This is a genomic window from Paenibacillus assamensis DSM 18201, assembly GCF_000422445.1.
Classification (GTDB): Bacteria; Bacillota; Bacilli; order Paenibacillales; family Paenibacillaceae; genus Paenibacillus_B; species Paenibacillus_B assamensis.
This window is the reverse complement of record NZ_KE383837.1, coordinates 147,872-161,952: the sequence shown is the minus strand read 5'-3', so window position 1 is coordinate 161,952 and position 14,081 is coordinate 147,872. Positions and strand designations below refer to the sequence as shown.

The following is a 14,081-nucleotide window of genomic DNA, read 5'->3' as shown; positions in this document are numbered from 1 at the left end:
ATAAGGAAGATTGTACCTGTAGATGGGGGAGATTGAGGTGTCACAGCAATCCAAAGAGAAACAGAGTCAGCTAACAGCAAAATCAGCATGTGGTGTGCCTAAGTTCGAAGCTGCTGAAGTGCTTGTGCGTGAAGATATTATGCAGAAGGCAAAACATTTGGCCGAGCTAATTTGCACGACAGAGGAAGTTAAACAGTATCAGGAAGCAGAGAAGTTGATTCAGAAGCATGAACAAGTACAGAAGACGATCGCGATGCTTAAAAAGAAGCAGAAAGAGATTGTTGCCTTTGAATCCTTCAACAATACAGCTATGGTCGAAAAGATTGAAGCTGAATTGGAATCATTGCAAGATGAGCTTGATAATGTTCCACTTGTCGTACAGTTCCAGCAAAGTCAAACGGACGTGAATTATTTGCTCCAGTTGATTATGGGCGTTATCCGTGACTCTGTTTCAGAAAAAATCAATGTAGAAGCAGGTCGTGCTGATGATCCTGAAAGCTGCAGTGACTAAGAAAAGGGCTTGCCGCGTATTGTGCGGTTAAATAGTTGCACGTGCGTAGTAAGACATATCTTTTAAAATAAGACGAACGAAGAAGCATGCCATCTCACCTATCGTAGTGAGCGGGATGCTTTTTTTTGTATATGCACAGAAATAAATATTTCATAGGCGAATTTATAAATATCCGCATAACATACAATTATAAAGGTCATCATCTAAGCTGCTATATGTATACTGCAAGCTACTTCAGCACGTCTTCTACAGGCGAATTCATTCAATCTGTCCCTCTATTCAATCGTAAAGATGATGACATGTTGTCTCTATTCAGATGTGAGAGGGAGGGACGAAGATGGATGTTTCAAGGCCTTGGCTGCAGCATTACCCAAGTGAAGTAGCACCCTCGTATGAATATCCCCAAATAAATGCAGGGCATATGCTTGTCCATGCGACAGAAACACATCCTGACCAGTATGCATGTTCATTTATGGGCTACAATCTTACCTATAAGAAACTGCTTAGCTCGGCGTATCAATTTGCAAATGGGCTGGAACAGCTAGGGGTAAGCAAGGGCGAGCGTGTAGCTATTATGCTTCCGAATTGTCCCCAGATGATGATTGCTTACTTCGGTACGCTCCTTTACGGGGCAATTGCGGTAATGACGAATCCGCTCTATAAGGAAGGGGAACTCACCCATCAGTTGAATGATGCAGGAGCGTCGGTACTTGTTACGTTAGACTTATTTATGGAGCGGGTGTCAAGAGTAAGAGAAAAAACATCTCTAAGAACGATAATCGTTGCTTCGATTGCCGAGTATTTGCCATTTCCCAAAAATATATTGTACCCATTAAAAATGAAGAAAGATGGTCAGTCTACCGTTGTACCGACTGGTGATGACATCTATCGCTTTAAACGCTGGCTGCGTACTTGCAGCTCTACGCCTGTCCTCGCTGAAGTAGATGCACAGGAAGATGTCGCTATCCTTCAGTATACAGGCGGCACGACAGGTATTGCTAAAGGCGTTATGCTGACGCACTATAATCTGGTGGCCAACACGGTGCAAAGCTCGCAGTGGTTTTATCGTGCTAAACGAGGCGAAGAAGTATTTTTGGCAGCGCTTCCTTGCTTCCATGTGTTCGGTTTAACGGTGCTGCTGCATCAATCGGTTTATAACGCAGGCAGGCTTATTTTATTGCCTAGGTTCGAAGTGAAACAAGTGCTCCAGCAAATTGAAAAATATAAGGTAACGATATTTCCAGGTGCGCCTGCGATGTACAATGCCATTATTCATGACGCTAATCATTCATCATATCAATTGCACACGATTCGAGCTTGTGTTAGTGGTGCATCTCCGCTGCCGCATGAGGTGCAGGAAAAGTTTGAACGAATGACAGGTGGACGGCTTATCGAAGGGTATGGATCAACCGAGACATCGCCTGTTAGCCATGCCAATAATATATGGGGGTATCGCAAATTAGGCTCCATTGGCATACCTTATCCCAATACAGATGCGATGATTGTAAATTCAGATACAGGAGAACAAGTTGAAATTGGGGAAATAGGGGAGGTTGTTGTCCGCGGCCCACAAGTGATGAAAGGGTATTGGAAACGGCCAGAAGATACAGCAGCTGTCTTAAAAGAAGGATGGTTCTACACGGGAGACTTAGGTAGAATGGATGAAGAGGGATTTTTCTATATCGTAGATCGTAAAAAAGATATGATTAATGCTAGTGGATTTAAAGTATACCCTCGTGAAGTTGAAGAAGTGTTATATGAACACCCATCGATTAAGGAAGCAGTTGTTATCGGTGTACCGGACGCCTATCGCGGAGAAACGGTAAAAGCATTTGTCATCTTGGATGACAAGGCGACGGGTGTAGATGAAGACGCGATTAAACAATGGTGTCGGGAGCGAATTGCTGTTTTTAAAGTTCCGCGGATTGTGGAGTTTCGAACGCAGCTTCCAAAAACGATGATCGGGAAAGTGCTGCGGCGTCAGTTAGTAGCAGAAGAGGCAGCTAGGAAGCAGCCTGAGGGTCCTTCTGAACCACCAAAGGATTGACGGTCATCTACATGCGTATAGATGCTATGGAGGTCTTTAAGCCTGGTTAGAAGCTGTGTACAGTAGGAGTGGACATTCAAGTTGATTGCAAGGGACTTCATAGGGTAATGTTTACTTAAAAGCAAACAAAAAATTTGTAGCCGTGTTTGCAGTCAATCGTTCATTGAATTGTAGTTACGGTTAGTAATGTGCGGTTGACTGTAAACGGAACTATCATCATAGGTTGGTAGCTCGTCATCTTGGCAAGGGGGATAATAGAATGGAACACCTAGACTATACGAATGAGAACGATAACAATAGCATGTTGGAGGGAAAGAACGGATCAGAGATGTTCATATCTCATGAAGATTGGGCTGCACTTGAAAGGAAGGCAGAGTCAACCTTTTGGGGGTTTCTCGGTTGTAAAGTTGTTTCGATAACAGAAGAAGAGACGGTTATTGGCTTGGAAGTAGGACCACATCATATGAATATGTTGGGCATTGTGAATGGTGGGGTGTCATCTTCACTGTTGGACAACTCGATGGGGATGATGGCTGGTGCATTGCGTCCGGACTACAATATGGTTACGAGCAACTTGAATATTCATTTTGTTGCTCCACTGAAAGGTCCTGTCATTACGACACATGCAAAAGTTTTGCATAGCAGCAAGCGAACGCTAACTTGTTATGCTGAGGTGCGTGAAGCAGACGGTACAGTAGGCGCAATAGGCACGGCTACGTTCCGCGGTATAAAGAAATAAGATTGACTTTTTAATCATATTTGTCATAATGGCTGTACAAGTTGGAAGCCTATGTAGAAATGGGGAGAAGAAACATGACAAAAGCGTTGATTGTCATTGATTATACAGTAGATTTCGTAGATGGTAAGCTGCCTTGTGGAGAGCCGGCTATTGCGATTGAAAAGCCGATTACAGAACTTGTAGAGCAATTTGTAGCCCAAGGGGACGAAGTAGTCATGGCAGTCGATATCCATGATGAGCAGGACCCTTACCACCCTGAGACCCAATTATTCCCTCCTCATAACATTAGAGGGACAAGCGGTCGAGACTTATATGGCAGCCTTATGGATGTGTATGAGCAGCATAAAAACCGCATTTATTGGATGGACAAAACTCGTTATAGTGCCTTTTGCGGGACAGACTTGGATATGAGATTAAGAGCTAGAGGCATTCAGGAAGTTCATTTAGCAGGAGTATGTACGGATATTTGTGTGCTTCATACTGCAATTGAAGCTTATAACTTAGGTTATAAGATCGTTGTTCATGAACGTGCAGTTGCTACCTTCAATGGACAAGCCCACGTATGGGCGTTAGAGCATTTCCGCAATTCGCTAGGTGCTACTACCATCAGCTAGCTTCGACGATAGACACAAAAGGATAGGAGTAGTGGTGCGCAATGAATCACTCAATGGCTTTACATACAGATAAATATCAAATCAATATGATGTATGCGCATTGGAAAAACGATACCCATAACCAGCACACGGTATTTGAAGCGTTCTTTCGCAAAATGCCATTTGGCAATGGCTATGCTGTATTTGCTGGTTTAGAGCGCATTATTGAATATATGGAGCAGCTTCGTTTTACAGATGACGATATTGCTTATTTGGGTGAACAGGAAGAGCAGTATGATGCAGCATTTTTGGAGGAATTAAGAAATTTCCGCTTTAATGGTCATATCGATGCTGTAAAAGAAGGGACACTCGTATTCGCTAACGAGCCGCTTGTACGTGTGGAAGGCCGTGTGTTTGAGACGCAGTTGATTGAGACGGCCTTGCTTAACTTTATGAATTTCCAAACGTTAATTGCTACAAAAGCTTCGCGGATTAAGCGAGTGGCTAAACATGATATTTTAATGGAATTCGGAACTCGTCGTGCACAAGAGGCAGATGCGTCCTTATGGGGAGCTAGAGCAGCTTATATAGCTGGTTTTCATGCGACATCGAACATGTTGGCAGGCAAGCGTTTCTCGATTCCTACAAAAGGTACGCATGCGCATGCTTGGGTCCAAAGTTTTACAAGTGAGCAGCAAGCTTTCGAATCATTCGCGAACGCACTTCCTGATCAAGTTACACTGCTGGTGGATACGTATGACACACTTCACAGTGGTATACCGAATGCGATCCAAATCGCGAAGCAATTGAGTGAAAAAGGTAAAAAGCTGCAGGGAATTCGATTAGATAGTGGAGATTTGGCATATTTGTCGATCGAAGCACGTAAAATGTTAGACGAGGCTGGCTTGTACGATGTACGTATTGTTGCCTCGAATGATTTGGATGAGTATACGATTGCAGACTTGAAGGAACAAGGGGCTCGGGTAGATAGCTGGGGCGTTGGTACACAGTTGATTACAGCAGCTGATCAGCCTTCTTTAGGTGGCGTGTACAAGCTTGTGGCGCGTGAGATTAATGGACGACTAGAGCCGACGATCAAAATTTCTGCTAATCCTGAAAAGGTTACTGCTCCGGGGAAAAAGGATGTATACCGTATTATTCATCCGAAGAAGCAAAAAGCGATTGCAGATTATGTGTGTTTGGCATCAGAGTCAGACGTAGAGCGTAAGCAGAAGCTGAAGTTGTTTGATCCGCTTCATCCATATATTCATAAATATGTGGATCAATATGAGGCGGAAAAGCTGCTGAAGCCGATTTATCGCTCGGGACAACTTGTGTATGAACGTCCACTGCTAGAGGAGATTCGTGCCTATCATGAGCAGCAGATCAATCTGTTCTGGCCGGAGCATTTGCGCAAAAAGAATCCTGAGCCATTTCATGTTGACTACAGCACGAAGGCTTGGCAGCTGAAACGAGATATGATAGAAATGTATGTGCAGGAAAAGGAAAAGCTTCGATTGATGCGACAAGAAGAATAGCTAATTGGAGAGAGGATGGGAAGGATGAACGGAAACGAAGCGTCAGTAACGACACGTAAGAGTGAAGTGTGGACTCCAGCACATGGGTTCACAGGTGGTATTGAGGGTCCAGCTTGTGACAGACAAGGCAATCTATACGCGGTTAATTATGCTCGTGAAGGGACGATCGGGCGTGTTACGCCTGACGGCTCAAGTTCTATCTTCCTAGAATTGCCGAATGGGAGTATCGCGAACGGTATTCGTTTCACCCGAGATGGACGGATGCTGATGGCGGACTACACGAAGCACAACATACTTCTTTATGATTTTGCATTTCAGAAACTATCTGTATTTGCGCATGAACCACGTATGAATCAACCGAATGATATTTGTATTACCGCGCATGATATTATCTTTGCAAGTGACCCAAAATGGGCGGATAACACTGGTCAGCTGTGGCGCATTATGCCGCATGGTCAGGTTACCTTGTTGGAAGCAGGCATGGGGACGACGAATGGAATAGAAGTTGGTCCGCAAGAAAATGTGCTGTACGTAAATGAATCTGTTCAACGCTGTATTTGGGCCTATGACTTAGCGGCAGATGGTTCGATTTCTAACAAGCGCTTGTTTGCTCAATTCAGTGATTTTGGACTAGATGGCATGCGCTGCGACATCGATGGAAACTTGTACGTTGCACGCTATGGAAAAGGTACAATTGCCATCCTCAATCCATCCGGTGTGTTGATTGAAGAAATTCAGCTGCATGGCAAAAATCCAACGAATGTAACGTTCGGTGGAGAAGATGGTCGTACTGTATATGTTACTGTACAGGATCAAGGCAATGTAGAGCGATTCCGAGCAGATCGCCCAGGCCGCTGTCGTCGCTTGTTTGGGCTTGTATAAGGGTAACATAGGATTTAAAAAGCAAAGAGCAGAGAGCCTCCTTACAATGGCTCTCTGCTCTTATTATTTCTCGGGAAAGCGCAAGAATAGTCATAAAGCGCTCTTCATCGCAAAAATAGACATATAATAGGCATGTTTATGCATGATGAAGCTGGACGATGTCGAAAGAGAAGAGGCTCATTATCTGCTCAGCCCTATTTAATTAGGGAAGACAGTATGAATCGCTTTTTTCAATACGTCTGCCGAGTGATGGAACTTTTCAAGTTCTTCTTGGTCCAGGTTCAGTTCTACGACTTGTTTAATACCTTCGCGTGAAATGACAGCTGGAACACCAATGTATACGTCATTCAATCCATATTGACCTTCCAGCAATGCAGATATCGACAAGATGCTGTTCTCATTGCGCAGGACGGCTGTCGTTAGACGTGCAAGTCCCATTGCGATACCATAGTAAGTAGCGCCTTTACGTTCAATAATATGATACGCTGCATCTCGTACATTTGTAAAAATTGTATTCAATGCATCTTGACTTGGCTTGCCATGAGCGTGTATATAATCTTTTAGGGGCTGACCACCGATATTGACATGGCTCCAAACAGGCAGCTCTGTGTCACCATGCTCACCCATAATATAAGCATGGACATTGCGTGGATCCACATTCAGTTCTGAACCAAGCTCAAATCGCAAGCGGGCACTGTCTAAGATCGTACCTGAGCCGATTACACGATGTGCAGGTAATCCTGAATATTTCCATGTCGCGTACGTAAGCACGTCAACGGGATTGGTAGCTACGATGAAAATACCATCAAATCCACTTTGCATAACAGCGGTTACGATAGACTTAAATATCGCCGCATTTTTCTCAATGAGATCAAGACGGGTTTCGCCAGGCGCTTGATTAGCACCTGCGGTAATGACTACGATATCGGCATCTTTGCAATCGGAATAATCACCAGCCCAAATGCGCATATTGCTCGAAAAGGACAAACCATGATTCAAGTCCATGGCATCGCCTTCAGCCTTTTTATGATTAACATCAATAATGACCAGTTCAGAAGCAGCTCCTTGGTTGAGCATGGCAAATGCATAGCTAGCGCCAACAAAACCAGAACCTATAAGAGCGACTTTAGCAACTTTATTTGTTGGATTCATCGGGTACACTCCTTTTATGTAATAGATTCAAACGATAGTGCTCTAACAATAACAAGTATAGCGGGTTTTATTTGCGACCCAATTATACAATAACCACTCCACAGGAAATTGATTCATTTTAAATGTTGAATAGGGGTGGGGGGTATGATATAATTCAAGTAAAGGTGGTGAATAGGAAGGCTATGACAGAAAAAGACCTAGAGCAAACAGCGGAAGATCAAACATCGTGTTGTTCAGCTGATACGGTGTGTGCTGGCCACCAAGAAGATGGAGTGCGTAAGAGCCATCATTCTGCAGAAACGAAACAAAAGCTTGTCCATCGCCTTAATCGAATTGAAGGTCAAGTACGAGGCGTTAAATCTATGATTGAGCGTGACGTGTATTGCGATCAGGTGCTGCATCAGATTGCCTCGATTCAGTCAGCGCTTAATTCCGTAGGTAAATTATTATTAGATGGTCACATCCGATCATGTGTCGTCGAACGACTTCAAGCTGGGGAAGAAGAAGTGATAACTGAGCTGCTCACGACCATGAATAAATTGATGAAGTAGACGACAATCATTATTTTGAGGAGGACAACACAATGAGTCAAGTAACTTGGAAAGTAGAAGGAATGTCTTGTGGTCATTGCAAGGCTGCTATTGAGAAAGCAGTAGCAAATGAAAAGGCGACAGCTGAAGTTTCTTTGGCAGATAAGCAAGTAACGATTACGTATGATGAATCAGTTGTTTCTTTGGATAAAGTTCGTGAAGCAATTGAAGATCAAGGATACGACGTTGTTTAACTTTCATAATAATGGATATCATTTAAGGAAGTATCGAATTTGATGATTGTGTATTTAGATTGATGCTTTATTATAGTAACGGATGACTCTCTACTCTGCTTTTCAGTGGGATGGGGCTCCATGCGGCTTGCTCTCGCTACAGTTTATATTTGCGGAGACAAGCCTTTTTTGTGCAGGCGGGCAGTAGACTCGTGGTGAGAAGGAATCGAATGAAGCGTTGAAAAATATGACTGAGGCAGTAGCAGCTGCATGTAAAAAACTTGCTGATGCATCTGCAAAACCTTCTTATTCATAACGTTCGCATTTATTAACTTGTTTGCCTTACCTAAAATAAATGCTATGATTATAAACCCGCCTGATAGCTGTAGGTGGGTTTATTGTTGTCCATAAGGCTTTAAATGATAGTGCTGCATTACTTTGAGATTCGTACTGCAAAGTTGCGCTGAGTCAGCGTAATGCTAATCTAGTATGATTGATTCCGATTTGAATCACATAATAAAGAACATACAGATTGACTACTTGCTTGCAGCGCAGAGGGCGTATACAATAAGGTACGGTTCCATCATTTTCGAGCGAGACAACAAATTAGGCAACGAGTGAGTATCTATTTTCAAATGAAACGTTTAATAAGGAGGTAGCTGTGAATTTGGGAGCACGCGTACTTAAGACAGGAATAGCAGTTACCTTAGCACTGTATATTAGTCAGTTATTGCATTTCCAATCTCCGGTCATAGCTGCTGTGGCAGCTATTTTTGCCATTCAGCCATCCATTTATCGCTCTTGGCGACATTTCCGTGAGCAGCTGCAAGCGAATACGCTTGGGGCGATTCTGGCGTTGTCAGCGGGAATGATCGTTTCTAATGAGCCATTTGCCATAGGGGTCGTTTGCATCGTTGTTATTGTCATTTGTCTGAAGATGAAGATGGAAGACACGATAGGTTTGACACTGGTTACGGTTATTGCCGTGATGGAAGCATCGAGTGAGTGGCAGTTCGCCCTAGATCGATTTTCACAAGTGTTAATTGGTATTGCTTGCGCTTGCCTGATTAACATTATTGTGATGCCTCCACGTCCAAAAGAGCAGTTTAACAATCAGATTCAATCTGTATTTAATCGTCTATCGCTGCTGCTTCGTACCGTCATTTCCGACGAGATGAAGGAGCAAGCATTCAAGGCGGAAAAGGATGAACTGGAGAAAGCTGTATCGACATTGACTGATAAATATAAGCTCTTTGAGGAAGAGACGAAGAAGCTTCACAAGCCTAAATATCGATATACGCGTCAACTGGTTGTATATAAGCAGCTCGTGCACACGCTTCGTACGGGCTTGGATGTGTTGGAATCGATCGACGAGCATTATTTTCAGTCACCACGGACAGAGGCAATCGATAAGCTTTTTGATGAGCATGTGGAAGCGTTAATGAAGGGACATGAATTTGTTCTTCTCAAGCTGCAGGACAAGGTAAAGCCGGAAAGTACCGAAATCGAAGACATGCAGCTTAAGATGGATGTGTTTCTAAATGATATGATCAAGCATAGTTCGGACGAAGAGGCTGGTATGCAGCGTTTAGCACTTGTAGCATCATCGATGTATCGGTATGGATTCCAAATCAGTCGTTTGGATCGACTCGTGGGGCATGTGGAGCCGACTCAGGCGAACAAGCCAATTCCTTCTTGGTGGAAAACTTGGTTCAAGAGTAAGGATAGTTAAAGAGGTAACCGAATCGTATTACTGGCAAGGGTCTCTGCTGTCCGTTGAACAGTTCAGAGATCCTTTTTTATTTTGCGTCGTGGATGATTGTAACTAAAATAAGGCAACATAGCGATGACATCATCTTGGAAGGAAGAGGGCTATGCAGACGGAGCGCTTTTACCAGCAGCGTCTAGATGAATGGGTGGAGGAAAGTCGGAAAGAAGCCTACAAAGGACGGGTTGCTGAATATATACCTGGCTTGGCCGCGGCTCCTCAGCATGCGTTAGGCATTGCACTATGGGGAACAGACGGGCAGTTTTTTCAATCCGGTGATACGGATTTACACTTTACGATGCAAAGCATATCGAAAGTATTTTCATTGCTGCTTGCATTGATGGATAGTGGAGAAAAGGCAGTATTTCAGAAGGTAGGTATGGAGCCCACAGGAGATGATTTTAACTCCATTTTGAAGCTGGAGCTTGTTGATCCTGGTAAACCGTTTAATCCATTTATTAATGCAGGAGCGATTGTAATTGCTTCACTTATTCATGGAGAGGGGCCAGATGAAAAGAGTGAAAGATTGCTGCAATTTATTCGACATTTGGCTCATGATAATCGGTTAGATTATAACGAGGCTGTATATGAATCTGAACGAGAAACGGCCCATCGCAATCGTTCTATCGCGTATTATTTGAAGGATAACGGTGTACTGGAAGATGACGTAGAAGAGACGTTGGAAGTGTACTTCCGCCAATGTTCGATCGTTGTAAATTGCAAGCAGTTAGCTCATATGGCGCTTGTGCTTGCTTCTGATGGCGTAGATCCTGTAACGAAGCAGCAAGTGATTCCACGTCGCTACATACAAATAGCTAAGTCATTTATGGTTACTTGCGGCATGTATAATGCGTCTGGTGAGTTTGCCATTGAAGTAGGACTCCCAGCGAAAAGCGGTGTGTCAGGAGGTATCTTGTCTGTTGTTCCTGGAAAATGGGGTATCGGTATCATCGGGCCTGCATTGAACAGTAAAGGGAACAGTGTGGCCGGCGTACAATTGCTGCGGTGCTTATCTAAGGATTGGGATTGGAGTATTTTCTAAACATACACGAGAGAACAATTACATTACATCAATCTGTATACTGCTTCTGCAAAAATAATAGCGGTAGTCCAAGTTTATTGGCCTACCGCTATTGTATTATCATTTTATTTCTTTTCACTTAACCATGCAGCCAATTGAGCAATCTCTTCATCTTTCAATTGCCCCTCAAAAGCAGGCATGCTGCCTTTACCGGCATGTATAAGCTTGTAAATAGCTTCCGTATCCATCTTGCTGCCTACTTTATTAAGAGGTAGACCAATTCCACCTTCCAAATTACCGCCATGACAAGACAAGCAGCTTTGCTTGTACAACGCTTCTGCTTGAGCAGCATCTAATGTGACCGCTGGCATCTCTGGTCCTTTCGGGCCGCCTTTAGCCAATGGCTCATCTGGATGGACAACCTTCTCCATCATAATGAAGACAGCGGTTGCAACAGCTGCTAGCAAAAGATAAGCCATAATCCATTTCTTAAGATGATTAACCATGAACATTCTCCTCCTGATATGCTTGTATAGGCTTACTTCAAAAAGTCTCGCAATGAATTGCTTTGTCATCTAAGGTGTGTGATATCATGCTGGATAAGTATGTAATCGAATCTCCTAATTTATAAATTAGGGATCCGCGGTACAAGATGATGATTAGAGCTATTGCTAACTAGTTAGGTAGATGTCAGCTCTAGTTAGAATCCTGTTGTATGGCTTGTGCACCTCATATAATAACGCGAATAGAAGTCAAATCTAGTTGTGTAGGAGAGAGAGACAGTTGCCTGCGTTAGCGTCTAGGAGGCGTTGATGTACCAAACCATTGTATCGTATACTTGCACCATACTAGAGTCTACAGAGTATGACATGTATAGAATGCAAGTGAATTGCTATATCAATAATATGGAAAAAGTAAGCCAACGAATATATAGTATCACAGCTTTATGAATAGTGACAAAGATTATATTACATAAGCAAGAAATTCAAGGGAGGAACAGCAATGATCCAAGTTGGGTTGGCAGGATGGGGCGATCATGATGAGTTGTACCCAATAGGGATGAAAAGCACTAGCAAGTTAGGTCGGTATCATGAACATTTTGCAGCGGTAGAGTGCGATAGCACCTTCTATGCCGTACCTTCGCAACAAGTTGTTCACAAATGGGTAGACCAGACTCCGCCTAATTTCCACTTTATAGTGAAAGCTTACCAAGGGATGACGGGTCATCGCAAGATGGATTCCGCATTTACATCGAATATTCACATGTTTGACACATTTAAGCAGGCAATTGCTCCTATGATAGAGGCTAATAAGCTTGCTTGTGTCTTATTTCAGTATCCCCCATGGTTTAAATGCGAACGTAACCATGTAGATATTTTACGGCGAACTCGTGCTTGGATGGGGGAAATACCTGTAGCGCTGGAATTCCGCCATCAAAGCTGGTTTCGAGGTGACATGCGAGAGAAGACGCTGGAGTTCATGCGTGAGGAGAATTGGATTCACAGCGTATGTGACGAACCCCAAGCGGGGGAAGGTTCCATTCCTGCGGTTATAGAGGGGACACATGCTGAGATGACGATGGTACGTATGCATGGACGGCATATAGCCGGATGGGTAAATGAGGCTAGCAGCGATAATTGGCGAGAAGTGCGGTACTTATACAATTATAATGTAGATGAGCTGCAAGAGTGGGTAGGGCATGTTCGACAGCTTGAGCAGCACGCTAAGCACGTCATTGTCATTTTTAATAACAATTCAGGTGGACATGCTGCGGGGAACGCGAAACAGTTTATGCAGTTGCTAGGACAGCAAGCAGCGCCGATGGCTCCACGGCAAATATCATTGTTTGATTAGTTCAGAAACAAAAACAAAAAGACAACCCTCTGCACGGAAGGAGTGGGGGCATCCCATGCAGAGAGTTGTTGATTAACTACATTTGCTCCGAATATTTGACGAGTTCGTCAACGAGCAAATTAGCGGAAATTATGTTACCTGAAAGATTCCAGATGACTTCATCAACTTTGAACGTTTTCTTGTTCTTAGCAACTTCTAGTTGTTGGAAGAGTGGGTCTTTCATCCATTCTTCTTGTTGTTTTGTTCCAAGCTTCTCTTCTGTGAAGTCAGCGTTGAAGTAGAACATGATGTCTCCGTCCATGTCAGCCATACGCTCTTTCGTTACAACTTCCATGAACTCATCTTTATCTTGTGCTGCTGGACGAGCGAATCCTAAGTCTTTCAAAATAACACCAGAGAATGTATCGTTCATGTAAATACGAACTTTTTCAGGTACGAAGCGTACCATGGATACTTTTGTGGACAATTTGTCGCCGATTTTTGTTTTTGCTTCAGCAACTTTATTATCGTATTTCTTCATTTCCTCTGCGCCTTTATCTATCAAGTTCAAAGCTTCAGCGTAAAGAGTGAAGTTTTGCTTCCAGTCACCTGCAAGATCCTCGGATACTACTGTAGGAGCCATTCCTTGTAATTGAGAATAAATTTTCTCATGACGAACTTTGTTTGCAATGATTAGGTCTGGTTTCAAGCTTGCGATTAGTTCCAAGTTAGGCTCGGATTCTTCACCTAGCTCAGTTACACCTTGCAATTGGTCTTTCAAGTGTGGGAACCATGTATCACCTAAACCTGATTTAACTGCACCAACAGGCTTTACTCCAAGTGCCAATGCAGCTTCAGTTGCTTCATTTGTAAGAACAACAATGTTTTTCGGTGTGCCTTTGATTTCAGCTTCACCCATAGCGTGTTTCACTTTACGCACTTCATCTGTTGTAGGCGTTTCTGTAGCTGCAGGAGCTTCTGTGCTCGTCTTAGGTGCAGCTGGAGTAGTCGTTCCACTGTCTTTTGCGCCGCAACCTGCTGCGATCAATGCAATCACGCAAGCTAACATGATAGGCAGAAAACGAAGTTTGAACTTAGATCTGTTTGACTGATTTGAAGACATGTTAATAACCCCTCCGATTGATGTATGTAGTCCCTCTTCTAAATGATAATGATTATCATTATCTCGTTACTTATTATCAGTTAAGTTGGGGAAGTTTGTCAATCATTATTT

Annotated in this window: 14 protein-coding genes; 11 read left to right on the top strand and 3 right to left on the bottom strand. The window is 43.3% G+C overall.

Annotation, left to right across the window (positions count from 1 at the left end):
• Window positions 1-37: 37 nt before the first annotated feature.
• The 6 genes from H580_RS0115005 (at window position 38) to H580_RS0114980 (ending at window position 6,310) form a co-directional block, all read left to right on the top strand.
• A complete protein-coding gene (locus H580_RS0115005) occupies window positions 38-511 on the top strand; it encodes a YlbF/YmcA family competence regulator (protein ID WP_245583575.1) in 474 nt (157 codons plus the stop codon).
• A 337-nt stretch (window positions 512-848) separates the two neighbouring features.
• Complete coding sequence (locus tag H580_RS0115000) at window positions 849-2,558, top strand: AMP-binding protein (RefSeq protein ID WP_028595501.1); 1,710 nt, start codon at window positions 849-851, stop codon at window positions 2,556-2,558.
• Between the two features lie 259 nt (window positions 2,559-2,817).
• Window positions 2,818-3,297 carry a PaaI family thioesterase gene (locus tag H580_RS0114995; RefSeq protein ID WP_245583574.1) on the top strand — a complete coding sequence of 160 codons (480 nt, stop codon included), beginning with the start codon at window positions 2,818-2,820 and terminating at the stop codon, window positions 3,295-3,297.
• Between the two features lie 74 nt (window positions 3,298-3,371).
• Window positions 3,372-3,911 carry a cysteine hydrolase family protein gene (locus tag H580_RS0114990; protein WP_051217485.1) on the top strand — a complete coding sequence of 180 codons (540 nt, stop codon included), beginning with the start codon at window positions 3,372-3,374 and terminating at the stop codon, window positions 3,909-3,911.
• A gap of 41 nt (window positions 3,912-3,952) precedes the next feature.
• Window positions 3,953-5,428 (top strand): nicotinate phosphoribosyltransferase, encoded by a 1,476-nt coding sequence (locus H580_RS0114985; protein WP_028595498.1) that lies wholly within the window; start codon window positions 3,953-3,955, stop codon window positions 5,426-5,428.
• A 24-nt stretch (window positions 5,429-5,452) separates the two neighbouring features.
• Window positions 5,453-6,310 carry an SMP-30/gluconolactonase/LRE family protein gene (locus H580_RS0114980; RefSeq protein ID WP_028595497.1) on the top strand — a complete coding sequence of 286 codons (858 nt, stop codon included), beginning with the start codon at window positions 5,453-5,455 and terminating at the stop codon, window positions 6,308-6,310.
• Window positions 6,311-6,508: 198 nt separating this feature from the next.
• Here H580_RS0114980 and H580_RS0114975 read toward each other — a convergent pair whose 3' ends face one another.
• On the bottom strand, window positions 6,509-7,462 hold the full coding sequence (locus H580_RS0114975) for an L-lactate dehydrogenase (RefSeq protein ID WP_028595496.1): 954 nt from the start codon (window positions 7,460-7,462) through the stop codon (window positions 6,509-6,511).
• Between the two features lie 182 nt (window positions 7,463-7,644).
• Here H580_RS0114975 and H580_RS0114970 point away from each other — a divergent pair, with 182 nt between their 5' ends.
• The 4 genes from H580_RS0114970 (at window position 7,645) to glsA (ending at window position 11,035) form a co-directional block, all read left to right on the top strand.
• Window positions 7,645-8,013: a metal-sensitive transcriptional regulator gene (locus tag H580_RS0114970; RefSeq protein WP_028595495.1), complete on the top strand. Its 369-nt coding sequence runs from the start codon at window positions 7,645-7,647 to the stop codon at window positions 8,011-8,013.
• Window positions 8,014-8,045: 32 nt separating this feature from the next.
• Window positions 8,046-8,246: a cation transporter gene (locus tag H580_RS0114965; RefSeq protein ID WP_028595494.1), complete on the top strand. Its 201-nt coding sequence runs from the start codon at window positions 8,046-8,048 to the stop codon at window positions 8,244-8,246.
• 640 nt (window positions 8,247-8,886) lie between these two features.
• Window positions 8,887-9,957 carry an FUSC family protein gene (locus H580_RS0114960; RefSeq protein ID WP_028595493.1) on the top strand — a complete coding sequence of 357 codons (1,071 nt, stop codon included), beginning with the start codon at window positions 8,887-8,889 and terminating at the stop codon, window positions 9,955-9,957.
• A gap of 142 nt (window positions 9,958-10,099) precedes the next feature.
• On the top strand, window positions 10,100-11,035 hold the full coding sequence (gene glsA / locus H580_RS0114955; protein WP_028595492.1) for a glutaminase A: 936 nt from the start codon (window positions 10,100-10,102) through the stop codon (window positions 11,033-11,035).
• A gap of 104 nt (window positions 11,036-11,139) precedes the next feature.
• Here glsA and H580_RS0114950 read toward each other — a convergent pair whose 3' ends face one another.
• The gene (locus H580_RS0114950) at window positions 11,140-11,520 is read right to left on the bottom strand and encodes a c-type cytochrome (protein WP_036605343.1); all 381 of its coding nucleotides are present in this window, start codon (window positions 11,518-11,520) and stop codon (window positions 11,140-11,142) included.
• Window positions 11,521-12,016: 496 nt separating this feature from the next.
• Between H580_RS0114950 and H580_RS0114945 the strand changes: the two genes are divergently transcribed.
• Window positions 12,017-12,868, top strand: coding sequence for a DUF72 domain-containing protein (locus H580_RS0114945; protein WP_028595490.1), 852 nt, complete (start codon window positions 12,017-12,019; stop codon window positions 12,866-12,868).
• Window positions 12,869-12,944: 76 nt separating this feature from the next.
• Here H580_RS0114945 and H580_RS0114940 read toward each other — a convergent pair whose 3' ends face one another.
• Window positions 12,945-13,970 carry an ABC transporter substrate-binding protein gene (locus tag H580_RS0114940; protein WP_084509266.1) on the bottom strand — a complete coding sequence of 342 codons (1,026 nt, stop codon included), beginning with the start codon at window positions 13,968-13,970 and terminating at the stop codon, window positions 12,945-12,947.
• Between the last annotated feature and the right edge of the window lie 111 nt (window positions 13,971-14,081).